Below are 23,354 nucleotides of genomic sequence, written 5' to 3'. Positions count from 1 at the left end.
TAAATAAGGAATGATAAATGGCAGAACGTAAATATTTTGGTACTGATGGTGTTCGAGGAAAAGTAGGTACCTTTCCTATTACACCAGATTTTGCATTAAAACTTGGTTGGGCAGCAGGTAAAGTGCTTGCTTCACAAGGTTCTCGACAAGTATTAATTGGTAAAGACACTCGTATTTCGGGTTATATGTTGGAATCAGCACTTGAAGCGGGACTTGCTGCAGCTGGATTATCGGCAGCCTTTATTGGTCCAATGCCAACCCCAGCAGTCGCCTATTTAACTCGAACTTTCCGTGCAGAAGCAGGCATCGTTATTTCTGCTTCACACAATCCTTATTATGATAATGGTATTAAGTTTTTTTCTGCTCAGGGCACAAAATTACCAGATGAAGTAGAAGAAGCTATAGAGGCGATGTTAGAGCAGCCTATTGATTGTGTTGAGTCTGCTGAGTTAGGTCGGGCAAGTCGTATTAATGACGCAGCAGGGCGTTATATTGAATTCTGCAAAGGGACATTCCCAACACATCTCGGTCTATCTGGATATAAGATTGTCGTAGATTGTGCAAATGGTGCAACTTACCAAATTGCACCTAATGTCATGCGTGAATTAGGTGCAGAAGTCATTGAGATTGGAACTTCTCCAAATGGAATGAATATTAACGATAAATGTGGTGCAACAGATGTAAGTGCATTAAGAGCTAAAGTACTAGAAACTAAAGCAGATTTAGGACTTGCATATGATGGTGATGGTGACCGTATTATGATGATTGATCATTTAGGTCATACTGTTGATGGCGATCAAATTTTATTTATTATTGCTCGTGAAGCTTTACGTGCTGGAAAATTAAAAGGCGGTGTTGTTGGTACATTGATGAGTAATATGAGTTTAGAATTATCACTTAAGACCTTAGGTATCCCATTCATTCGTGCCAATGTGGGAGATCGATATGTACTAGAAAAAATGCAAGAAAATAATTGGTCATTAGGCGGCGAAAATTCTGGTCATATTATCATTGCTGAAAAAAATACTACAGGGGATGGTATCATTGCTTCTTTAGCTGTATTAACAGCGATGGCAACCCATAAGTTATCATTGAATGAATTAGCCAGTGCAGTAAAATTATTCCCACAAGTTTTAATAAATGTTCGTTTTAGTGGTGGTAAAAACCCATTGGAAAGTGAAGCTGTAAAAACCGTTTCAGCCAGTGTTGAAAAGCGTTTAGCTAGAATAGGTCGCATTTTATTACGTAAATCAGGAACGGAGCCTTTAATTCGTGTTATGGTAGAATGTTCTGACGGTAATTTGGCTCAGCAGTATGCAGAGGAAATTGCAGAAGTAGTAAAGAATAATTAATTCTTTCCACTGATTATCTGAAGCCGAAAATTTATTTCGGCTTTAGTTTTATAGAAAAGTGCGGTTAATTTTAAAAAAATTTTCTAGTGAGAATAGTTATTTTTCATAAAAAATCCCAAGTTATATAACTTGGGATGAAATGGTGCGACTAGCTGGACTCGAACCAGTGACCCCCACCATGTCAAGGTGGTGCTCTAACCAACTGAGCTATAGTCGCAAATTGGTTGTAATAATATAGATTTTTAGAAGTGACGACAAGGTATTTTTTATCTTTTATATGAGGTTGCCTGTTTTTTAAACGAATTATTTGTCCGCATATTTAATTTGTTCAATGATGCCTATTTCTGTGTCCCATTCAATTTGAGCAATAGTCGATGTTTGGTAGTTAATGGGATTTTTTTGGCAAAGCTCAGTCACAATTTCACCCACTAATGGTAAGTGAGAAATAATGAGTAAAGATTCAATTGAGTGTTGTTCATATAAAGCGAGTAAATAATCAGAAATAATTTCTGCATCACCATAAGGTGTAATACCATCCCAAATTTCAGTTTTATTTGCCAGTTGCCCTTCATAAATTTTATCAATTTGCTCTAAGGTTTGTAGTGCTCGACTATATGGGCTAACAATCACGTAATCAAGCGTTGGGAAATTATCTTTTAACCATTGACCTTGTTGTAAGGATTGTTGGCGGCCTTTCTCTGTTAATTCTCGTGCTTTATCTGATTTGGCTAGCATTTCAGCTTCGCCATGACGCATTACAAAAATTTTCATGTTTGCTCCTTAAAGAAATAGGATCTTATCTAATAAGATTTCGTAAAAAAAGTCAAAGAAAAATTTATTACTTTGTAAGCTCGCTTTAAATTGAAATTCAGCGTATAATATCCGCCAGTTTTTTCTCTGTGGCTAATTTTTATAGCTAAATCGGAGTAAAAAGATTATTTTAAAATCAAACGGTATAAATATTTACGGAGTAATTAATGTCCAGAAAATTAAGAAGAACCAAAATCGTATGTACAATGGGACCTGCAACAGATAAAGGCAATAACCTAGAAAAAATTATTGCAGCAGGCGCTAATGTTGTGCGTATGAACTTTTCTCATGGTTCTCCAGAAGATCATATTCAACGTGCTGAAAAAGTGCGTGAAATTGCTAAAAAATTAGGCAAGCATGTAGCAATTTTAGGTGATTTACAAGGTCCAAAAATCCGTGTTTCTACTTTTAAAGAAGGCAAAATTTTCTTAAGTATCGGCGATAAATTTATTTTAGATGCAGATCTACCTAAAGGCGAAGGTAATCAAGATGCAGTGGGTTTAGATTATAAAAAATTACCACAAGATGTTGTTCCTGGCGATATCCTATTATTAGATGATGGACGTGTGCAATTAAAAGTATTATCAGCTGAAGGCGCTAAAGTTTTCACTGAAGTAACAGTAGGTGGACCTTTATCTAATAATAAAGGGATCAATAAGTTAGGCGGTGGTTTATCAGCTGATGCATTAACTGAAAAAGATAAAGCAGATATTATCACTGCTGCACGTATTGGTGTTGACTATTTAGCTGTCTCATTCCCACGTTCAAGTGCAGATTTAAACTATGCTCGACAATTAGCTCGTGATGCCGGCTTAAAAGCACAAATCGTTGCTAAAGTAGAACGTGCAGAAACTGTTCAAACACCAGAAGCGATGGATGATATTATTTTAGCCTCTGATGTTATTATGGTTGCTCGTGGTGACTTAGGTGTTGAAATCGGTGATGCAGAATTGGTTGGTGTTCAGAAAAAATTGATCCGTCGTTCACGTCAATTAAATCGTGTTGTGATTACAGCTACACAAATGATGGAATCTATGATTAGCAATCCAATGCCAACTCGTGCAGAAGTTATGGACGTTGCTAACGCCGTTTTAGATGGTACTGATGCAGTAATGCTTTCTGCTGAAACCGCTGCTGGACAATATCCTTCTGAAACAGTTGCTGCAATGGCAAAAGTGGCATTAGGCGCTGAAAGAATGCCAAGTATTAATGTTTCTCGTCACCGTATGGATGTTAAATTCCAAACGATTGAAGAATCAGTTGCTTTATCTGCAATGTATTCAGCTAACCATATGGAAGGGGTTGCCGCTATTATTGCGTTAACTAGTACTGGTAGTACAGCTCGTTTAATGTCTCGTATCAGTTCTGGATTACCAATTTTTGCTTTATCACGTAATGAATCAACATTAAATGCATGTGCTTTATATCGCGGTGTAACACCAGTACGTTTTGATGGTCAGACACGTAATTCACAAGGTGCTAAAGATGCAATTAATCTTTTAAAAGAAAAAGGTTATTTAATTGCTGGCGATTTAGTGCTTCTTACTCAAGGCGATCCATTAAATGGTGGTGCAACTAATACCTGCCGTACATTAGTTGTTGAGTAATCATTAATATTATTTAAATAGAAAGCGATGCATTATTTAATGCATCGCTTTTTTTGTGTAAACCATAGAATATCTTGCACAATAAAGTGCGGTATAAAATAAAAAAATTAAATCATTATCAAAGATACATTTACTTTCATTGAATTATTTCAGTTTTTCTAGATGAGTTAGCAAATCTTCATCTGATTGAGATTGAATTTTGTGCATTCGATAATATAACAGAATGGCGGCTATAGTGAGACTTACAACAAAGGCTATCCAAAATCCTGTTGGGCCGATATGGGTTATTATTAAATCTGTGCGAGCTAATGCATAGCCAATAGGCATTCCAACTCCCCAATAGCAGAATAATGTAATATATAAAATTGCTTTGGTATCTTTATAGCCTCTTAGCGCTCCACCTATAACGGCTTGTATCGCATCTGAAAATTGATATAAGGCATTGAGTAATAATAAAGATGCGGCTAAGGCAATGACTTCATGATCTTTAACGAAAATACCAGCAATTTCATAACGCAGAACAACAGTAATAAAAGCGGTAATAGTTGCAGTTGCTAATCCTACAAAAAGAGCAACATAACTAATATGTTTAGCTTTTAATGGGGATTTTTCACCGAGACTTTGTCCAACAAGAATGGTTGTCGCTATACCAAGAGACATGGGTAACATAAAAATAAAAGAACTCGTATTGAGTGCAATTTGATGGCTTGCAACTGCATTTGTACCTAAAGGTGATAGAAGTAATGACGTTAAAGCAAAAAGCGCCACTTCACTGCATAAGGCTATAGCAATGGGTAAGCCAAGTTTGAGCAGTTTTTTTAAAGTTATTACATTAGGTTTTTCAATAATTTTCTCAAATATTTTAAGATCTAGTTGATTTTGTGCAGATTTGCTATAACCGATCATCATTATACACATTACCCAATTAACAATGGCTGTAGCAATTCCACAACCAACGGCTCCAAAAGGTGGTAATCCTAATTTTCCATAGATAAAAATATAGTTAAGAGGAATATTTAATAATAAGCCAAAGAAGGTAATGATCATTGCGGGTTTGGTTTTGGCTAGACCATCATTCAAACAACGAAAGTTTACGAGTAATAAATAAGCAGGTAGGCCAAATAACATTGCATGTAAATATTCGATAGTAATTTTTGCTAAGTGCTTTTCCATACCCATGCGATTAATAATAATATCACTATGATAAATTAATAATGCGAGAGGAATAATAGATAATGCAATAATCCAAATCCCTTGGCGGACTTGGTGAGCGATACGATGGCGTTGATTTGAGCCATTTAAATAAGAAATTGTTGGCGGTAATGCTAATAATAAGCCTTGTCCAAATAACACTAATGGCATCCAAATAGAAGCGCCGATTGAAATGGCAGCCATATCGGCAGCGCTCACACGGCCTGACATAATAGTATCCACTAGCCCCATAGAGTTTTGTGCAATTTGTGCGAACAAAATTGGAAGAGATAGTTTAATTAATGTGTTTGTTTCTTGCTTATATTCTTGCCAGTGGGTAATTTTTTGCATAAAAATGAGTAATTATAATTTATAATAGTAAAAATGATTTTATAGATATTGAAATTTACACATTTATCGGAGAGAAATATGTTTACAGGAATTGTACAGGGTACTGCTCAAATCCAATCTATTGTATCAAAAAAAGATTTTAGAACACAGACAATTAAAATGCCACAGGAATTATTAGATGGATTAGAAATTGGTGCATCTGTAGCAAATAATGGGGTTTGTTTAACGGTTACTTCTATTGAAGATGATTTAGTCAGCTTTGATTTAATGATGGAAACATTAAATATCACTAATCTTGGGCAATTAAAAGCAGGAGACTTTGTTAATATTGAACGAGCTATGAAAATGGGCACTGAAATTGGAGGACATATTCTTTCAGGTCATGTGTATTGTATGGCTGAGGTGGTAGAAAAGGTTTCTTCTGAGAATAATTTAAGATTGTGGTTTAAATTATTAAATACCGAAGCGATGAAATATATTTTAACTAAAGGTTTTATTGCTATCGATGGTATTAGTTTAACGGTTGTCGAAGTAGAGCAGAATACTTTTTGTGTGAATTTAATTCCAGAAACCATCCAACGTACTTTGATCGGTGAACGAATAGTGGGTTCAAAAGTAAATATTGAAGTTAATTCTCAAACACAAGCTATTGTAGACACGGTTGAAAGATATTTAGCAGTCAGAATTTAATTATTAAAATAATAAAAGTGCGGTCTATTTTTTAAAAATATACCGCACTTTTCATCTACTCCGCAGGTTTTGCTTCTTCAACTGTGGCACCTTGATCAGTGTGCCTAATAGATGGATTTTCTTGTTGTGGTATAGAAGGTACCAAAGGTAAACCCGACGGTTGAGCATCTATGATTGGCGCAGGTTTAGGTGAATAATTACAGAAGTTTTGATCTTTATTTATCCAAACTGGAATGGTTTTTGTTGGAGTATAGCAATCCCAACTTCCATAGCTATTGATACCAACAAATTTGATAGATTTAGGTTTATCCAGTCTTAAACTAGTAATTGGAGTACGTTTCAAATAATCTTTATAAACATATAATGCACCACTTGAACCCGTTAAATCTGTTTCACCATTATCATCACGTCCAACCCACACAGTCACTAAATGTTTGCCATCAATTCCAACATACCATGTATCTCTTGCATCATTAGTTGTTCCTGTTTTACCTGCAAGATGATATTGAGGGAAATCATTCATTAAGCTACGAGCAGTCCCTCTGTCTACAACTTCTTGCATAGCATAGAGAGTTTGATAAGCGGCTTCGGCAGGAACAACTTGTTCTGGTTGCGTTGAATGCTGATATAAAACTTCTCCTTGACGATCAGTAATGCTATCTATAGTTGTTAATTGAATTTTTCCGCCATTATTCGCAATAGTTTGAAATAATCTCGTAACATCATAAGGTGATACTTGTAAAGAACCTAATAACATTGAAGGAACTTTAGGAATGTTTACCTTATCCCATCCCATGGCTTTTTGAGTTTCTATAACTTTGCTTAATCCCGTTTTCATTCCTAGATTTACAGTAGGTATATTTAAAGAACGAGACAATGCATCAATTACCATCACAGAACCACTAAACTTTTTATCATAGTTACGAGGTGACCAAGGTTGGCTTCCTTTGATTGTGATAGTAATAGGATGGTTATTTAATGGTGTATTAAGACGGAATTTTTCAGGACCGGATAAAGCCGCCAAATAAACAGAAGGTTTTACTAATGAACCAATTTGACGTTTTGCCATAGAGGCACGGTTAAACCCTGCATATTGAATTTGTGTTCCTCCTACGAGCGCTCGAATTTCACCATGCTTGTAATCAGCTACGATCATCGCGGATTCTAATGCAGGATTTTTGGTTTTAAGCTGTAACTCAGAGGTCGCATTAACGACTGCTTGTTCCGCATAGTTTTGTTGTTTCGGATCAAGTGTGGTAAAAATACGTGCTCCCATTAGTTTTGATTCACGATCTTCACCAAAGGTATCCCGTAGTTCTGTTTGTAAAGTTTGAATAAAAGCCGGGTAATTACGAGCAATTTTACCTTTTTCTTGAACATTTAGAGGACGTTTAATTAACATTTCATAAAGTTCATTACCAATAACTTTATGATCTAATAATAATTTTAATACTACATTGCGACGTTCTAACGCATAAGTGGGATTACGCCATGGATTATAAAGAGAAGGTCCTTTTACCATGCCTACTAATAGTGCAATTTGATCAAGGCTTGCTTCCCGTATTGGTAGCCCGAAATAGAAATGACTGGCTAATTCAAAACCATGAATTTGTGTATCACCATTTTGACCCAAATAGATTTCATTTAAATAGGTTTCTAAAATGGTATTTTTATCATAGCGAAGATCCAATAGCACAGCCATTAGTGCTTCATTGATTTTACGAGAAATAGAACGTTTGTTACTAAGAAATAAATTTTTCACTAGTTGCTGAGTTAATGTACTTCCGCCTTGTACAGTATGACCTGCACGAATATTGGTGATCATGGCACGAGCTATTCCAAGTGGGCTAATTCCTTCGTGTTCATAAAAATTTCTATCTTCTGTCAAGAGTAATGCATCAATAAGTAAACGAGGGTAGTTTTGTAATGGGATAGCAAGACGTTCTTCATTTTCAGACTGAAGCATCCCAATTAATCTTGGAGCAAGCTTGAATTCATCAATCGCTTTTAAATTAATGAGATCCTCAATGACATCAAGCTTATTGTCCACAAAACGTAAACGGAAGACTCGTTGAGCTTCAGGTTGTTCAGGAAAAGGAAAGGCACGACGAATAAGTACCATGGTATTGTCTTCAATTTTGAAATCACCAGGTGCAGCAACCATCGTGGTTTGGCGGTAATCATTTTCTAATAAGGTTTGTTTAATTTTTTCTAAAGAGAAATGATCTTCTAAGCGTATTTTTTCGATACGGCTATAGACTTCAGCGGGCAAACGCCAAATTTGTCCATCCATTTTAGAACGAATTTGTCCATCTAAATAAATGCCATAAGCGGTAATTAGACACGCAGCAGTAAATCCAACTTTTGCGATAAAAAGTGTAAAACGTTTTTTTCTACTTTTTTTTACGTCTTCTTGCTCAATATCATTTTGCTGTGCTAAATCATCTTGATCTTGTTCTTTTGACATTATTTATTGACCTAATTCTCATAAAATCACAGGAGAAATTCTATCATAGAATTTGTAAAGAACCTTAAAAATATATGTAAATTAACGAAAAAGTAACCGCACTTTGAGTAGAATATCGCTCAAAGTGCGGTTCATTCTGGAAAAATTTTATATGCTAGGAAATTAGCTACATACTATTTTAATTGCTAAGCCACCTTGTGAGGTTTCACGATATTTTGCATTCATATCCTTACCCGTTTCATACATTGTTTCGATGACTTTATCTAGGCTTACACGAGGGTTTGTACTACGACGCACAGCCATGCGAGCCGCATTAATTGCTTTTACTGAGGCAATTGCATTACGCTCAATGCAAGGCACTTGTACTTGACCTCCGACAGGATCGCAAGTTAATCCTAAATTATGTTCCATTGCAATTTCAGCTGCGATACAGACCTGTTCTGGAGTGCCGCCAAGAATTTCAGTTAATCCAGCCGCTGCCATGGAACAAGCAACACCAACTTCGCCTTGACAACCGACTTCCGCTCCAGAGATTGATGCATTCATTTTATAAAGTGAACCAATAAAACTACAAGTTAATAAATAACGTTGTACAGTTTCGGCAGTTAAAGGTGAAATAAATTTTTCATAATAAGACAACACCGCAGGAACAATGCCACAGGCGCCATTGGTTGGTGCTGTAACAACTCGTCCTCCCGCAGCATTTTCTTCATTCACAGCCAGTGCATACATATTAATCCAATCTATTACTTGCATTGGATCATTATTTAAATTGCTATTCGCTTGTAATAAACGATGTAAAGCTGGTGCTCTACGAGAGACTTTTAAAGGCCCTGGTAATAAACCTTCTGTTTTTAAGCCATGAGCAATACAATCTTGCATGGTTTGCCATACCCAGGCTAAATGATGTTCAAGATCTTCTTGACTATGTAATGCGATTTCATTTTTGTAGATAACCGTAGAAATTGGTAAGCCTGAATCATTACAATGTTGAAGAATATCAGCTGCATTTTTATAAGGATAAGGAATGCTTATACTTTCTTCTTGAACTTCACCAAAATGTGCTTCATCAACAATAAAACCACCACCAATTGAATAATAGGTTTGGTTATAAATGGAGGTATCTCCATTAAACGCAGTTAATGTCATACCATTCTCATGTAAAGAAAGAAAAGTATTATGGAAAACCATATCTTTATCAAAATCAAATTCAACTAAAGCTTTTCCCTCTGCAATAGGTAAATGTGCTGTTTGTTTTACTTGAGAGATAAAATCTGGAATATTATCAATATCCACATTATGAGGAAGATAACCAGCTAACCCCATAATAATCGCAATATCAGTACTATGACCTCGTCCCGTCATAGAAAGTGAACCATACACATCTGCACGAATATGGGTTGTTTTTTCTAGATTTCCCTGTGCAATTAAATCGTCGATAAATTGTTTACCTGCTTTCATTGGCCCAACAGTATGCGAGCTTGATGGACCAATGCCCACTTTAAACATGTCAAATACACTAATCATATTATTATTCTCATATGTATAATCCCCTTTAACTATGTTCATTAAAGGGGATTTTTTATTTTTATAAGTTGAGAGATTTTAGACTAATTTTTAAAAGAGTCCATAGACAACTGCAGAAATTGCAATTAATCCCATAATAGTTACGAAAACGTTGCTGAATTTACCTTGATAACGTTTCATTGCTGGAACATTACGGATAGCATACATTGGCATAATAAATAGGATCATCGCAATAATTGGACCACCAAGTGATTCGATTAAACCTAAAATACTTGGGTTAATAATAGCCACTCCCCATAATGTGAATAAGAAGAAAATTGCTGCACCATAATTAAGTTTTTTACGATTAATAGATTTCGCATTTTCACCTTGTAATTTAATGTATAAACCTTCTAAGCCTTCACGTGCACCTAAGTAATGACCAAAAAATGAACTGGTAATTGCTAAGAATGCAACCAATGGACCAAGATAAGAAATATAAGGATTATCAAATTTATTTGCTAAAAAGGATAAAATACTAATATTTTGTGCTTTAGCGGCTACAAGTTCTTCTGGTGTTAAGGTAAGTACACAACTGAAAACAAAGAACATCACAAATACTAATAATATAGTTGCAGCACCTTTTAAGGTTTTACTTGCATGTTTTTCGGCTAATTCAGGATCTTGATATTCTCGTTGTTGTGATTGAGAGAATGCAGAAATAGCAGGAGAGTGATTGAAGGAAAAGACTAATACTGGAATAGTGATCCACAATGTCTTGATAAAATCTCCTGTGGTTGGAAGTTGGCTAAGCATTGAGGTATTCCATTCAGGAATCAAATAAATTGATAAAGCAAAAAGAATGAATACTAATGGGTAAACCAAAAGCTCAGTTAATTTCAACATCACTTTCTCATTCATTAACATAACAGAAATTAATGATGCAATTAAAACAAAAGAAAGAATAACACGATTTGGTGAAGGTAGACCAAGTTGATTCACAATAAATGAATCAATAGTATTCGTGATACCATTACCATAAATTAATAGGATTGGGAAAATAGCAAAGAAGTATAATAAAGTAATAAGTTTTCCTGCTGTTTTACCAAAGTGTTCTTCTACTACTTCTGTAATATCACTTCCTGGTTTTGATGATGAAAGTACAAAGCGTGAAAGCCCTTGGTGAGCTAAATAGGTCATAGGACCAACAAATATTGCCATTAATACAAGCGGCCAGAATCCTCCCATCCCTGCATTAATTGGCAGAAACAATACACCCGCACCAACGGCTGTACCGAATAAGTTTAACATCCAAGTAATATCGAACTTGCTCCATTTTTTAGAATTATTGTCTAATGACATAATATCCCCTTAGTATTTTATTTTGAAATTTAATGTGAAATCGTGGCAGCTATACTAGGAGAATGAAATAAAAATTTCAAAAAGGGAAATGTAAAAATGTGATCTACATATAAAAATTTTTTTAAAATGGATGCTTTTTAATCGGTAAATGTGCGAAAAGGAAAATAGTTGATTAATATTTATGCTTAATTATGCTCTTAATGGAAAACGAATTAAGTGCGGTGTTAAATTGAAAAATTTTTATCTAGAACACATCGTATGATTCTTTTGAAGTATATTTAAGTCGAAGAGGGCATATCCATAAATTCGAGATAAGAGAGAAGAAATCTTTCAAAGTCTTCTAATCCACAGAAAGCAATACTTTCTTCATTATAGTAATTAAAATCTTGTTCCATCTCTTGTTCATTACTGTCAGCAATATCAAGGTTATTGGCTTTGATTAATACTTCATCGGAGTGAATAAATACGCTATATTCGGCACCAATTAATCGAATTTCTTGATGTTGTGGTAAGCCTATTTTAGCTTGTTTAAGAGCAATAAGTGCGGTATGAATTTTCTGAAAATCACACCGCACTTCTGTATTGAACCAGTTAGCTACTGCTTCATGTCCCATGGAACATTTGGCAATAACAGAACCTAAATCATAGGTAAATCTAAAATCCATATGACCATATTAAATGCTGAATGATGAGCCACAACCACAAGTTGTTGTTGCATTAGGATTGTGCACAATGAAACGTGAGCCTTCTAATCCTTCAGTATAATCTACTGTTCCACCAATTAAGTATTGTAAACTCATTGGATCAATTACTAATTGAACACCTGCATTTTCGATGGTTAAATCTCCATCATTAACTTTTTCATCAAAAGTAAAACCATATTGGAAGCCACTGCAACCACCACCAGTAATATATACTCTTAATTTTAATTCTGGATTTTCTTCTTCTGAAATTAGGTTTTTTACTTTATTAGCTGCTGCATCAGTAAATGTTAGCGGCACTGCTATATCTGTCATAATCTATATCCCACATTTCTAATCTAAATGTTCCGAAAAATAATTTTATATTATCGTATAACCGACTAAATCGTTCAACAAAAAATCTTCAGATATTAGTAATTTTTAGAATGTGGAGCATGTAAATAAAAAGTGTTATCATATACGAACGATTTTTAATATAGAAGACAACGTCTAACCGATTTTATAAGAGAGATAAAAATGGCTATTCCATTAAGAACAGAGGCAGAATTAGAAAAAATTCGTATTGCCTGTAAATTAGCATCTGATATTTTAGTAATGATTGAACCTCATATTAAAGAAGGTATTTCTACTGGAGAGCTTGACCGTATTTGTCATGAATATATTGAGCAAGTTCAAGGAGGCATTCCTGCAAATGTTGGTTATCATGGTTTTCCTAAAGCAACCTGCATTTCATTAAATGATGTAGTATGCCATGGCATTCCAAGTGAAGATAAGATCTTGAAAAAAGGTGATATTTTAAACTTAGATGTTACGGTAATCAAAGATGGTTACTACGGAGATAACTCCAAAATGTATATTGTGGGTGAAACTAGCGTAAGAAGTAAATTATTATGCGATGTTACACAAGAAGCATTATATGTAGGTATCCGTGCGGTGAAAGCGGGAGTTCGTTTGAACACTATTGGTAAAGCTATTCAACAGTATGTTGAAAAACAAGGTTTTTCTGTAGTGCGTGAATATTGTGGACATGGGATTGGTGATGAATATCATACGGAACCACAAGTATTGCATTATTTTGGTGACGATGGTGGTGTTATTTTAAAACCAGGTATGGTATTTACGATTGAACCTATGGTTAATGCAGGTAAAAAAGAAGTTCGTTTAATGGGCGATGGTTGGACGGTGAAAACTAAAGACCGTAGCCATTCAGCGCAATATGAACATGAGTTAGTGGTGACAGAACAGGGCTGTGAAGTGATGACCATCCGTGAGGAAGAAGAGCGAGAAGGTCGCATTACTCGTATTATGATTAATAGCTAATCAGTTGTATTTTTTAATGCCCCGTTTTATACGGGGCTTTTTTGGGCTAAATATTTTCCTTTATTGAATTTAGGTTCTTCGCCATAATATTTACGTACTTTCTATTAATGTAATGATTTTAGGTAAGGCTATGTTTGAATTTTTTAATATGCCGTTGACAGTTGACAATGTGAAACAACAGAAGGCACAACTTAAGCAGATAGAATTAGAAAATTTTGCTCAATCGGATATAAATTTTCTAATTTCTAACCGCACTTTAGCCTACGATAAGTTGTTGGTTGAATTATGGAAGCAATTTGGTTTTGAACAAATTCAAGATTTAGCTTTAATTGCGGTTGGTGGGTATGGACGTAAAGAGATGTTTCCCTTGTCAGATATTGATTTTCTGATTTTAAGCAAGTATACATTACCCACGGTTTTAGCTGAAAAAATAAGTGAATATATTCAATTTTTATGGGATTGTGGATTTGAAGTAGGAGCAAGTGTCAGAACATTAGCTGAGTGTGATGTAGAAGGACGTAATGAAATAACCATTGCGACTAATTTACTAGAGAGCCGTTTCTTATGTGGTAATGAATCATTGCATTGTGAGTTAAGTCATTTATTGCAAGCGCCTGACTTTTGGAAGAAGGAAGATTTTTATAATGCTAAGATACAAGAGAAAATTGAGCGTTATCAACGTTATAACAACACTAGTTATAATCTAGAACCTGATATTAAATATAGCCCAGGCGGTTTACGAGATCTTCATCTCATTTATTGGATCGCTTTGCGTCATTTCAATGTTTTAAACTTAGAAGATATTTTTCAAACAGGTTTTATTTATCCAGAAGAATTTGAAGAACTAGAAAAACATCAACAATTTTTATTTAAAGTGCGTTTTGCATTACATTTAATTATCAAACGTTATGACAATCGTTTGTTATTTGAGTTTCAAGTAAAAGTAAGCCAATTACTTGGTTATCAAGGTGAGGGTAATCAAGGCGTGGAAGCCATGATGAAAGATTTTTTCCAATCCCTTCAAGCTATTTCATTAGCCAGTGATATTCTAGCAAAACATTATAAAGAGCATTTTTTACAACCGATGATAACACATCAGCGTGATGTATTAGATGAACATTTTGAAATAGTAAATAATAGCTTATATTTACATAATCAAACTTGTTTGATGGAAAAAACTGAAAGTATTTTAGATCTTTTTGCTCATTTGATTGAACATCCTAAAATTGATATTCATTCTAATACATTACGTCAATTACATTTAGCATTAGGACAATTAACAGGTTATCTTTGCGAAATCCCTGCTGCACGTGAAAAGTTTTTAGCAATACTTACCAAGCCAAAAGCGGTAGAAAGAGCTTTAATCCCGATGCATAAATATGGGGTTTTAACAGCTTATATTCCAGCTTGGAAAGGTATAGAAGGGCTGATGCAATTTGATTTATTCCATATTTATACTGTGGACGAACATACTATGCGTTTATTATCGAAACTAGAAAGTTTTCTTGATGATAGTAGCATGGAATCTCATCCTATTTGTGCTTATACCTTTCCAAAATTACCTGATCGCAGTTTAATTTATATCGCAGCATTATTTCATGATATTGCCAAAGGAAGAGGGGGTGATCATGCAGAATTAGGTGCGCTAGAGGTTGCACAATTTGCTGTACAACATGGTTTTAATGGACGTGAAATTGATACCATGAAATGGTTGGTAAAAAAACATTTATTAATGCCTATAACCGCTCAGCGTCGTGATATTCATGATCCAGAAGTGATTATGCGTTTTGCAGAAGATGTAAAGAATCAAGTGCGGTTAGATTATTTAATTTGTCTCACTGTAGCGGATATTTGTGCTACAAATGTAGCATTATGGAATAGTTGGAAACGTTCATTGTTTACTAGTTTGTATCATTATACAAAAGAGCAATTTAAACAAGGAATGGATAGCTTGCGGGATAGTAAAGAGCATGCTCAATATAATGCTAAACTTGCATTAGAAATATTACATAATCAAGGCATCAATGAAAATATTCAAGAATTATGGGCTCGTTGCCCAGAAGAATATTTTTTGAGAAATACTCCACAAGAATTAGCTTGGCATGCAAATTTATTGTTAGGTGTTGATTCTCAAATTGTGGTTAAAGTGAGTAATCGTTTTTCTTCTGGCGGTACAGGTATTTTTATTTACTGTAAAGATCAACCGAGTCTTTTTTATAAAGTGGCTTGTGTGATTAGTAATAAAAAATTGAGTATTCATGATGCGCAAATTATGACAAGTTTAGATGGTTATGCATTTGATACTTTTATTGTGACAGAAATAGATGGTTCGTTACTCAATTTTGATAGAAGAAGAAAACTGGAAAAGTCAATTGTTGAAGTATTAAAATCGAATGACTTGCCAAAGTTACAGGGTATAAATAATCATCGATTGCAACATTTCTATGTCACTACTGAGGTTCGCTTTTTAAATACAATAAAAAATACGCATACAGAGATGGAATTGTATGCTTTAGATAAAACAGGGTTACTGGCAGATGTCAGTCGTATTTTTAGTGAACATAATCTGAATATACAAAATGCGAAAATTACCACGGTTGGTGAAAAGGTAGAAGACTTTTTTATTTTAACGAATGCTGAGAATAAAGCACTCACAGAGCAACAACGTTTCTTGCTTAGTCAACAACTGAAAGCTGAATTGAGTTAAATAGATGTGTTACATTTGGAAAAATTAAATCAGCGATTATAAATAAAAATCATAGGAAATCTAATATGTATGTTTTAGAACTGAGTCAAGATGATCATAAAATTGAGTTAGGTATTTTTAACAGTATTTCAGATGGTAGAGGGTTTATTTCTCAAATAGCCGCTTATAGCTGCGATGAAGAAGATGATGAGTTATATGAATATCTCTGTCCCGATAAATTGCCAGATTATTTTGAAATTAATTTTAATGGGAATATTGTTCCTATTACTCGATTTATGTTTTTTGAAAAAACAAGAATTGAGATTTTTTGGAAAGAAATGCCTGTTTTATCAGCGCAAGGAACGGGGATGGTGGAGGGAACTACAAAAGTAGATGCTTATATTATCGATAATAAGGATGTTAAAGAATATATTTTACGCAGAGAAAAGACTTATAGAATAATTAAACAACATCTAGAGGAGCAAGGATTTAAGGTTGAAAGACAATATTTAGGTTCAGAAGATGGGGAAGCGATTATGGTCTGTAAGGATAACGGTGATTGGCAGTTAATTTGTCATTTGGATCCTTATATATGTGAAGATCCAGATATAATAAAAACGATTGATGAAATAATATCTGATTTAATTTAGCACAATGATAGTAGGCATGTGAAAGAGGAAACATGCCACTAAATTATAACAGATAAAATTTTTTTAATTCTGACCGCACTTTTATAAGATAAGAAGCGTTATCTTCTAAAATTCACAATCGCCACCGATATTAGTATGATTAAACCTCCAATAATCATTCTTATAGTCGGCACTTGATCTAGCCATAACCATGCAATTAAGATGGCATAAACAGGCTCTAATGAAATGATCATGGCTGCGGTACGAGCCTTAATAATATTCAGACTAGAAATGAATATTGTATAAGCAAGGCTAGTACATAATAATCCTAAACAACCAATCCAAAACCAATCTATAGCTGTAACTTTTGGTAATTCAGTGAGACAATATGGCGCAAGTACCAGTGCTCCAGCGAGATATTGCCACCAGCTAGCTTGCGTACCTGAGAGTTTTTCAGCATTATAGCGATTGAAAATAGCTAAAGCACCATAAATAGCACCTGAGAAAATCCCCCACAATAAACCTTGAGTAGCTTGATTACTGAATTCATATTTAGGTGTAATTAAGGCTAATCCTAAGGTGATTGCCATTAATAAAATAATTTCACGTCGTTTGATACTTTCTTTAAGGATTAAAACTTCAAATAATGCGACAAAGGCTGGAAAGCTCGCAAAACCTAATGTGCCAACGGCAACACCGCCGACTTTGATCGCAATATAAAAGGTGATCCAATGAGAAATCAGCATTGTGCCTAATATGGCCTGTATTAGCATATCTTTAGTTGATAATTTAATTATTCTTTGGGATTTCACTAATAAGAAGAGGCTAAGGGCTACAAATGCAATGAGTACTCGGCCAAAGACTAATACTTCAGAACTACTTTGAATGATAGCCCCTAAAACACCTGTTAAACCGAATAAAACCGCAGCACAGTGAACTTTAAAAAGTGCAAGGTTGTATTGATTAAGCATTGAATGTCCTAGTTAGCAGCGCATTTAGGGCAGGTCAAACCTTCAATAATTGGACAATGCTCAGAACCATCACCAGGACATTGATTAGCAAGATCTAATAATTGATTTTTCATTTGTTGTAGTTTTTCAATTTGTTCATTAATTGCCTCAATACGAGCTAAGGTTTTTGCCTTCACATCTGCACTGCGCCGATGAGGATTATTATAGAGTTCGATTAATTCTTTACATTCAGGTAAAGAAAATCCTACTAGACGGGCTTGATGAATAAGATTTAATTCATTGATATGTTGTTGGCCATATTGACGATAGCCATTGGCCGCACGTTGTGGTGAGGTGATTAATCCTTTTTTTTCATAAAAACGAATGGATTTGGCAGTGAGATTAGTTTGTTTAGCAATTTCATTAATATTCATTTTATTTTCTATTGAATTATTTTTAATCATTTTTGTAATTTACGCTTGACCCTCCCCTTGCGTCAAGCTTTATCCTTATATCGTCAAAAACTAGTTAAAAACAAAAGGAGTTCATTATGGCAAATATTATTTTAGCATTAGGTGATCTTTCATGTGGTCACTGTATTAAATCAGTTACTAAAGCAATTGAAGCAATTAGTGGTCCAGAAACAGCTGAAGTGACTTTAAATTTTGCAAAAATTAATAGCGACAAAGATCCACAAGAATTTATTCATGCTATCGTTAATGCAGGTTTTCAGGCAAAAGTAGCCACACCAAGTTTTGAATTAGATTTAGCTGGTTTAAATTGCGGTCATTGCATTAAATCTGTAATCAAAGCATTAAATTCTGTTGAAAATGTAGAAGCCGTAGATGTGGAACTGACTCATGCTAAAGTTTATGGTTCAGCAGATCCAGAAGCTGCAATCAAAGCAGTCGTTGATGCCGATTTCCAAGCGAGCTTAGCCAGGAAATAATCCTCTACCTGAAATTGTTGAAATTCCTCAACCTGTAAAAGAAATTGAAGCTAAAACTGAGAAAAATATTAAGGTAGATGAGAATACACAGCAAACGACCTTGATGTTAGAAGGGTTAAGTTGTGCTGCTTGTGTCAGTAAAGTGGAAAAAGCTTTATTACATATTCCAGAAGTAGCAAAAGCTCAAGTTAATTTAGCAGAACGTACCGCACTTGTGTATGGTAAGGTTGACCCTAAAACTATGATAGAAGCTATTGTAGAGGCTGGCTATGGAGCGGAACTCGTAGAAGATGAGAATCTTCGACGTGAAAAGCAAAATGCACAGGCAGGACATGAAATTAAACAACGTAAGTGGCAAGCAATTGTTGCATTAATTGTTGGTTTTGGTTTGTTCTTTTGGGGGATTTTCGGTGGGACTATGGTTGCAACCACAGAAAATCATTGGAATTGGGTTGTTGTTGGCTTAGCTGTATTAGTAGCTATGTTATGGACGGGATGGCATTTTTTTGAGCGTGCATGGCGTAATTTACTAAAAGGAAATGCCACAATGGATACCCTTGTAGCTTTAGGAACGGGAGTGGCTTGGTTGTTCTCTATGTTTATCTCATTGAAACCTGATTTTTTTCCTGAGGGTTCAAGACATCTTTATTTTGAATCAAGTGTGATGATTATTGGGTTAATCAATGTGGGGAAAATGCTAGAAGCCAAAGCAAAACAAAGATCATCACAAGCTTTAGAACGATTGTTAGATTTGACGCCGAAAACCACACGAATTATTGATCAACAGGGCGAGCATGAGATACCAATTAGAAATGTACAAGAAGGTATGGTTATCCGTTTACAAACAGGCAATCGTGTTTCTGTGGATGGTATAGTATTACAGGGGGCGGCTTGGATTGATGAGAGTATGCTTACTGGTGAACCGATACCCGTACAAAAACAAGTGGGCGATAAAGTCAGTGCAGGAACATTAGTCTCAGACGGTACCTTGCAGTTTATAGCAGAACAAGTAGGTAACAAAACTACTTTAGCTAATATTATTCGTTTAGTTCGCCAAGCACAAAGTAGTAAACCTGAAATTGGTCAACTTGCGGATAAAATTGCAGGTATTTTTGTGCCTGTGGTAATTAGCATTGCAATTATTGCTGCATTGATTTGGTATTTTATTGGGCCTGAACCTCAAATTTCCTATTCATTAGTGGTACTTACCACCATATTAATTATTGCTTGTCCTTGTGCTTTAGGTCTAGCAACACCAATGTCTATTATTGGTGGCGTGGGACGAGCAGCAGAATTAGGTGCGTTAGTTCGTAATGCCGATGCATTACAAAAAGCTTCAAATGTAGATACTGTAGTTTTCGATAAAACTGGTACCTTAACTAAAGGAGAACCTAAGGTTACGGTAATGGCAAGTTTTAATGAGTTTAATGATACTCAAGCAATTGAATATGCTGCAATGTTAGAGCAAGGTGCAAATCACCCATTAGCAAAAGCCGTTTTAGATTTTGCTAAGGATAGTCAGGTCACAGTAAATCAAAAAATGACAGATTTCTGTACCTTAAAAGGTCTTGGCGTAACTGCAAATCTAGGAACACAAAAAATCTTGTTAGGGAACCGCACTTTATTACAACAGCATAATGTGCAAACTGAATTAGCAGAACAGTTCTTCCAATTAGAAACAGCTAAAGGTTCGACGGTAGTATTCTTATCAGTGAATAACCAACTTGCAGCGGTGTTTGCCATTATAGATCCATTGCGTGATGATTCTGTTGAAGCCCTAAAACGTTTACATAAACAAGGTTACCACCTAATTATGTTAACTGGTGATCAAGAAAAAACTGCACAAGCGATTGCTAAAGAGTTAGGTATTGATCAAGTCATTGCGGGCGTATTACCTGAAGGTAAAGCTCAAGTGATTCAAGACTTGCAAAAGCAAGGTCATAAAGTTGTAATGGTTGGGGATGGTATCAATGATGCACCAGCTTTAGCCCAAGCAGATGTCAGTATTGCTATTGGTAGTGGCAGTGACATTGCCATTGAAACTGCTGAATTAACTTTAATGCGTCATAGCATTCATGCTGTTGCAGATGCGCTTTCATTGGCTAAAGCTACACTACATAATATGAAACAGAATCTGTTTTTTGCTTTTGTGTATAACATCATTTGCATTCCTGTTGCAGCAGGTGTGTTATATCCAGCCTTTGGTTTTCTATTGAATCCAATGTTTGGTGGAGCGGCTATGGCTTGCTCATCAATCACTGTGGCGACTAATGCAAATCGACTCTTAAGATTTGTGCCCGAAGACTAATCAAATATCAGGCGCTAATAATTAGCGCCTTTCTTTTTTCCCTTTTATAGCTAAAACTGCTAAAATCCTTCTACTTTTTTATTATATAAACCTATTCGAGATAAAAATGGCATTAATTAGTTTAACTAACGGTTATCTTTCTTTTAGCGATCATCCTCTATTAGATCACGCAGACTTACATATTGAACTTAATGAACGAGTTTGTTTGGTGGGAAGAAATGGGACTGGAAAATCCACGTTGCTAAAAATTATAGCAGGTGAAGTAACGATGGATGATGGTCGAGTACAATATGAAAAAGATTTAATCGTTTCCCGTTTAGAGCAGGATCCGCCACGTCATGCAGAAGGCAATATTTTTGATTATGTGGCTGAGGGTATTGAACATCTAGCCGAGCTATTAAAAGAATATCATCATATTTCTACTCAATTAGAAAGCGATTATAGCGAAGCCTTATTAAGTCAATTATCTCAAGTGCAAAGCCGTTTAGAACATGAGAATGGCTGGCAGTTTGAAAACAAAATTAATGAAGTTTTGGTTAAGTTAGAATTAGATCCAAATACCTTATTATCTGAATTATCTGGTGGTTGGTTACGCAAAGCCGCACTAGCACGTGCGTTAGTATGCAATCCAGATGTATTATTATTGGATGAACCTACTAACCATTTAGATGTTGATGCTATTGAGTGGTTAGAAGAATTCTTAATGACTTTCAGTGGAAGTATTGTTTTCATTTCTCACGATCGTTCATTTATTCGTAAAATGGCGACTAGAATAGTGGATTTAGATCGCGGTAAATTAGTATCTTACCCAGGTAATTATGATTTGTATTTGACAGCGAAAGAAGAAAACTTACGTGTTGAAGCTCTTCAAAATGATTTGTTTGATAAAAAACTAGCTCAAGAGGAAGTTTGGATCCGTCAAGGCATCAAGGCTCGTCGTACAAGAAATGAGGGGCGAGTCCGTGCATTAAAAGCATTACGTGAAGAACGTCGCCAACGTCGTGATGTGTTAGGTACTGTCAAATTGCAATTAGATACTTCAAGCCGTTCAGGCAAAATTATTTTTGAAGTAGAAAATGCAAGCTATACGGTTGCAGGTAAGCAATTATTATCTAATTTTAGTACCACAATATTACGTGGTGATAAAATTGCTTTAGTTGGACCAAATGGCTGTGGCAAAACGACTTTCATTAAATTACTACTTAATGAACTTCAACCAACCCAAGGAAGCATTCGTTGTGGTACCAAATTAGAGATTGCTTACTTCGATCAATATCGAGCTGATCTCGATCTTGAAAAAACAGTAATGGATAATGTTGCAGATGGTAAACAGGATATTGAAGTAAATGGGGTAAAACGTCATGTATTAGGCTATTTACAAGATTTCTTATTTCCACCTAAACGTGCAATGACACCAGTTAAAGCATTATCAGGAGGGGAACGTAACCGTTTATTATTAGCAAAATTGCTATTAAAACCAAACAATTTATTGATTCTAGACGAACCTACCAATGATCTTGATGTAGAAACCTTAGAGCTATTAGAAGAAATTCTTGCAAATTATCAAGGTACATTATTAATCGTTAGCCATGATCGTCAATTTATTGATAATGTGGCAACGGAATGTTATATCTTTGAAGGTAATGGCCAATTAAGCCAATATATTGGTGGCTACTTTGATGCAAAGCAGCAACAAGCCAATGTGTTTGCTGATCGAGCTGAAGTTGAACAGTCTAAAGTAAAAAAAGTGGTAATCGAAAGTGCGGTAGAAAAATCAAAAATTTCTGAGAAAGCACAAAATAAACCTAGAGCAATAAAGCTATCCTATAAAGAACAACTTGAGTTAGAAAGGCTACCACAATTATTAGAAGAATTAGAAGAAGCTATCTCTTTACTACAAGAAGAAGTAGCTAATCCAGAATTTTTTCAACAACCTCATCAATATACTGCAACAAAATTACAAGAATTAGCTGATAAAGAGATGGAGTTAGAGAATGTATTTATAAGATGGGAAGAATTAGAAGAAAAGAAAAATGGGAGAGTTAATTAAAAATCAAGCAAAATAATAGTGAAAATCACTCAATTTGTATATTTTACATTCTAACAATAAAATTTTTAAAAAAAAGACTAGACAAGTATTGCTTAACCCATTAATATACGCCCCGCAACGACGCGATGAGCGCTCGTAGCTCAGTTGGATAGAGCGTTGGCCTCCGGAGCCAAAGGTCGCAAGTTCAAATCTTGTCGAGCGCGCCAGGTCAGCGTAATTGCAACTGATTTAAACAGTGGTGGCTATAGCTCAGTTGGTAGAGCCCTGGATTGTGATTCCAGTTGTCGTGAGTTCGAGCCTCATTAGCCACCCCAACCTTCTACCGTAAGGTAAGTATCGGCGAGTAGCGCAGCTTGGTAGCGCAACTGGTTTGGGACCAGTGGGTCGTAGGTTCAAATCCTATCTCGCCGACCAATTTATTTTTT

Annotated in this window: 18 protein-coding genes and 4 tRNA genes; 12 read left to right on the top strand and 10 right to left on the bottom strand. The window is 35.2% G+C overall.

Annotated elements, in window-relative coordinates; all coding sequences use genetic code 11:
- Nucleotides 1-17: 17 nt before the first annotated feature.
- Complete coding sequence (gene glmM, locus HMPREF1052_RS08105; RefSeq protein ID WP_005761216.1) at nucleotides 18-1,352, top strand: phosphoglucosamine mutase; 1,335 nt, start codon at nucleotides 18-20, stop codon at nucleotides 1,350-1,352.
- Between the two features lie 140 nt (nucleotides 1,353-1,492).
- Here glmM and HMPREF1052_RS08100 read toward each other — a convergent pair.
- Nucleotides 1,493-1,569: transfer RNA gene (locus tag HMPREF1052_RS08100), tRNA-Val, on the bottom strand.
- An 86-nt stretch (nucleotides 1,570-1,655) separates the two neighbouring features.
- On the bottom strand, nucleotides 1,656-2,123 hold the full coding sequence (gene sixA / locus HMPREF1052_RS08095) for a phosphohistidine phosphatase SixA (protein ID WP_005761208.1): 468 nt from the start codon (nucleotides 2,121-2,123) through the stop codon (nucleotides 1,656-1,658).
- A 206-nt stretch (nucleotides 2,124-2,329) separates the two neighbouring features.
- On the opposite strand from sixA, the gene pyk reads away from it, so the two are divergent.
- Nucleotides 2,330-3,769 carry a pyruvate kinase gene (pyk, locus tag HMPREF1052_RS08090; RefSeq protein ID WP_040596463.1) on the top strand — a complete coding sequence of 480 codons (1,440 nt, stop codon included), beginning with the start codon at nucleotides 2,330-2,332 and terminating at the stop codon, nucleotides 3,767-3,769.
- A gap of 144 nt (nucleotides 3,770-3,913) precedes the next feature.
- On the opposite strand, the gene HMPREF1052_RS08085 is transcribed toward pyk, so the two are convergent.
- A complete protein-coding gene (locus HMPREF1052_RS08085) occupies nucleotides 3,914-5,311 on the bottom strand; it encodes an MATE family efflux transporter (RefSeq protein WP_005761213.1) in 1,398 nt (465 codons plus the stop codon).
- A gap of 78 nt (nucleotides 5,312-5,389) precedes the next feature.
- On the opposite strand from HMPREF1052_RS08085, the gene HMPREF1052_RS08080 reads away from it, so the two are divergent.
- Nucleotides 5,390-6,001, top strand: a complete 612-nt coding sequence (locus HMPREF1052_RS08080; protein WP_005761227.1) for a riboflavin synthase — start codon at nucleotides 5,390-5,392, stop codon at nucleotides 5,999-6,001.
- A gap of 55 nt (nucleotides 6,002-6,056) precedes the next feature.
- Here the strand turns inward: HMPREF1052_RS08080 and mrcB are convergent, their stop codons facing one another.
- From mrcB to erpA, 5 genes are all read right to left on the bottom strand, one after another.
- Nucleotides 6,057-8,468, bottom strand: a complete 2,412-nt coding sequence (mrcB, locus tag HMPREF1052_RS08075; protein ID WP_005761219.1) for a penicillin-binding protein 1B — start codon at nucleotides 8,466-8,468, stop codon at nucleotides 6,057-6,059.
- A 162-nt stretch (nucleotides 8,469-8,630) separates the two neighbouring features.
- Nucleotides 8,631-9,995 carry an L-serine ammonia-lyase gene (locus tag HMPREF1052_RS08070; protein WP_005761241.1) on the bottom strand — a complete coding sequence of 455 codons (1,365 nt, stop codon included), beginning with the start codon at nucleotides 9,993-9,995 and terminating at the stop codon, nucleotides 8,631-8,633.
- 90 nt (nucleotides 9,996-10,085) lie between these two features.
- Complete coding sequence (locus HMPREF1052_RS08065) at nucleotides 10,086-11,336, bottom strand: HAAAP family serine/threonine permease (protein ID WP_005761199.1); 1,251 nt, start codon at nucleotides 11,334-11,336, stop codon at nucleotides 10,086-10,088.
- 278 nt (nucleotides 11,337-11,614) lie between these two features.
- On the bottom strand, nucleotides 11,615-12,001 hold the full coding sequence (locus tag HMPREF1052_RS08060; protein ID WP_005761245.1) for a YacL family protein: 387 nt from the start codon (nucleotides 11,999-12,001) through the stop codon (nucleotides 11,615-11,617).
- 9 nt (nucleotides 12,002-12,010) lie between these two features.
- Entirely contained in the window at nucleotides 12,011-12,352 is a 342-nt protein-coding gene (gene erpA, locus HMPREF1052_RS08055; RefSeq protein WP_005761246.1) for an iron-sulfur cluster insertion protein ErpA, read from the bottom strand.
- Nucleotides 12,353-12,553: 201 nt separating this feature from the next.
- On the opposite strand from erpA, the gene map reads away from it, so the two are divergent.
- The 3 genes from map (at nucleotide 12,554) to HMPREF1052_RS08040 (ending at nucleotide 16,693) form a co-directional block, all read left to right on the top strand.
- Nucleotides 12,554-13,357: a type I methionyl aminopeptidase gene (map, locus tag HMPREF1052_RS08050; RefSeq protein WP_005761225.1), complete on the top strand. Its 804-nt coding sequence runs from the start codon at nucleotides 12,554-12,556 to the stop codon at nucleotides 13,355-13,357.
- 130 nt (nucleotides 13,358-13,487) lie between these two features.
- On the top strand, nucleotides 13,488-16,064 hold the full coding sequence (gene glnD, locus HMPREF1052_RS08045; protein WP_005761239.1) for a bifunctional uridylyltransferase/uridylyl-removing protein GlnD: 2,577 nt from the start codon (nucleotides 13,488-13,490) through the stop codon (nucleotides 16,062-16,064).
- Between the two features lie 65 nt (nucleotides 16,065-16,129).
- Nucleotides 16,130-16,693 (top strand): hypothetical protein, encoded by a 564-nt coding sequence (locus tag HMPREF1052_RS08040; RefSeq protein ID WP_005761233.1) that lies wholly within the window; start codon nucleotides 16,130-16,132, stop codon nucleotides 16,691-16,693.
- A gap of 98 nt (nucleotides 16,694-16,791) precedes the next feature.
- Here the strand turns inward: HMPREF1052_RS08040 and HMPREF1052_RS08035 are convergent, their stop codons facing one another.
- Together HMPREF1052_RS08035 and cueR are read right to left on the bottom strand one after the other, a co-directional pair.
- A complete protein-coding gene (locus tag HMPREF1052_RS08035; protein WP_005761229.1) occupies nucleotides 16,792-17,643 on the bottom strand; it encodes a DMT family transporter in 852 nt (283 codons plus the stop codon).
- 8 nt (nucleotides 17,644-17,651) lie between these two features.
- On the bottom strand, nucleotides 17,652-18,056 hold the full coding sequence (gene cueR, locus HMPREF1052_RS08030) for a Cu(I)-responsive transcriptional regulator (protein ID WP_040596467.1): 405 nt from the start codon (nucleotides 18,054-18,056) through the stop codon (nucleotides 17,652-17,654).
- 116 nt (nucleotides 18,057-18,172) lie between these two features.
- On the opposite strand from cueR, the gene HMPREF1052_RS11395 reads away from it, so the two are divergent.
- The 6 genes from HMPREF1052_RS11395 (at nucleotide 18,173) to HMPREF1052_RS08000 (ending at nucleotide 23,343) form a co-directional block, all read left to right on the top strand.
- A complete protein-coding gene (locus tag HMPREF1052_RS11395) occupies nucleotides 18,173-18,571 on the top strand; it encodes a cation transporter (RefSeq protein ID WP_005761194.1) in 399 nt (132 codons plus the stop codon).
- A 103-nt stretch (nucleotides 18,572-18,674) separates the two neighbouring features.
- On the top strand, nucleotides 18,675-20,879 hold the full coding sequence (locus tag HMPREF1052_RS08020; RefSeq protein ID WP_005761197.1) for a copper-translocating P-type ATPase: 2,205 nt from the start codon (nucleotides 18,675-18,677) through the stop codon (nucleotides 20,877-20,879).
- A 106-nt stretch (nucleotides 20,880-20,985) separates the two neighbouring features.
- Nucleotides 20,986-22,929: an ABC transporter ATP-binding protein gene (locus HMPREF1052_RS08015; RefSeq protein WP_005761204.1), complete on the top strand. Its 1,944-nt coding sequence runs from the start codon at nucleotides 20,986-20,988 to the stop codon at nucleotides 22,927-22,929.
- 129 nt (nucleotides 22,930-23,058) lie between these two features.
- A tRNA-Arg gene (locus HMPREF1052_RS08010) sits at nucleotides 23,059-23,135 on the top strand.
- A gap of 32 nt (nucleotides 23,136-23,167) precedes the next feature.
- Nucleotides 23,168-23,243 (top strand) — tRNA-His (locus tag HMPREF1052_RS08005).
- A 23-nt stretch (nucleotides 23,244-23,266) separates the two neighbouring features.
- A tRNA-Pro gene (locus HMPREF1052_RS08000) sits at nucleotides 23,267-23,343 on the top strand.
- The last annotated feature ends 11 nt before the right edge of the window (nucleotides 23,344-23,354 follow it).

Origin of the sequence: Pasteurella bettyae CCUG 2042, from assembly GCF_000262245.1 — a bacterium.
GTDB lineage: Bacteria > Pseudomonadota > Gammaproteobacteria > Enterobacterales > Pasteurellaceae > Basfia > Basfia bettyae.
Note: the sequence above shows the minus strand (reverse complement) of the source record. Positions and strands in the feature narration are given on the sequence as shown.

Coding starts and splice junctions, on each gene's coding strand:
- glmM (WP_005761216.1), top strand. CDS start 18: ATGGCAGAACGTAAATATTTTGGTACTGATGGTGTTCGAGGAAAAGTA.
- pyk (WP_040596463.1), top strand. CDS start 2,330: ATGTCCAGAAAATTAAGAAGAACCAAAATCGTATGTACAATGGGACCT.
- HMPREF1052_RS08020 (WP_005761197.1), top strand. CDS start 18,675: ATGTTAGAAGGGTTAAGTTGTGCTGCTTGTGTCAGTAAAGTGGAAAAA.
- glnD (WP_005761239.1), top strand. CDS start 13,488: ATGTTTGAATTTTTTAATATGCCGTTGACAGTTGACAATGTGAAACAA.
- HMPREF1052_RS08040 (WP_005761233.1), top strand. CDS start 16,130: ATGTATGTTTTAGAACTGAGTCAAGATGATCATAAAATTGAGTTAGGT.
- erpA (WP_005761246.1), bottom strand. CDS start 12,352: ATGACAGATATAGCAGTGCCGCTAACATTTACTGATGCAGCAGCTAAT.
- HMPREF1052_RS08070 (WP_005761241.1), bottom strand. CDS start 9,995: ATGATTAGTGTATTTGACATGTTTAAAGTGGGCATTGGTCCATCAAGC.
- mrcB (WP_005761219.1), bottom strand. CDS start 8,468: ATGTCAAAAGAACAAGATCAAGATGATTTAGCACAGCAAAATGATATT.
- cueR (WP_040596467.1), bottom strand. CDS start 18,056: ATGAATATTAATGAAATTGCTAAACAAACTAATCTCACTGCCAAATCC.
- HMPREF1052_RS08035 (WP_005761229.1), bottom strand. CDS start 17,643: ATGCTTAATCAATACAACCTTGCACTTTTTAAAGTTCACTGTGCTGCG.
- HMPREF1052_RS08065 (WP_005761199.1), bottom strand. CDS start 11,336: ATGTCATTAGACAATAATTCTAAAAAATGGAGCAAGTTCGATATTACT.
- HMPREF1052_RS08060 (WP_005761245.1), bottom strand. CDS start 12,001: ATGGATTTTAGATTTACCTATGATTTAGGTTCTGTTATTGCCAAATGT.
- sixA (WP_005761208.1), bottom strand. CDS start 2,123: ATGAAAATTTTTGTAATGCGTCATGGCGAAGCTGAAATGCTAGCCAAA.
- HMPREF1052_RS08015 (WP_005761204.1), top strand. CDS start 20,986: ATGGCATTAATTAGTTTAACTAACGGTTATCTTTCTTTTAGCGATCAT.
- HMPREF1052_RS08080 (WP_005761227.1), top strand. CDS start 5,390: ATGTTTACAGGAATTGTACAGGGTACTGCTCAAATCCAATCTATTGTA.
- map (WP_005761225.1), top strand. CDS start 12,554: ATGGCTATTCCATTAAGAACAGAGGCAGAATTAGAAAAAATTCGTATT.
- HMPREF1052_RS08085 (WP_005761213.1), bottom strand. CDS start 5,311: ATGCAAAAAATTACCCACTGGCAAGAATATAAGCAAGAAACAAACACA.
- HMPREF1052_RS11395 (WP_005761194.1), top strand. CDS start 18,173: ATGGCAAATATTATTTTAGCATTAGGTGATCTTTCATGTGGTCACTGT.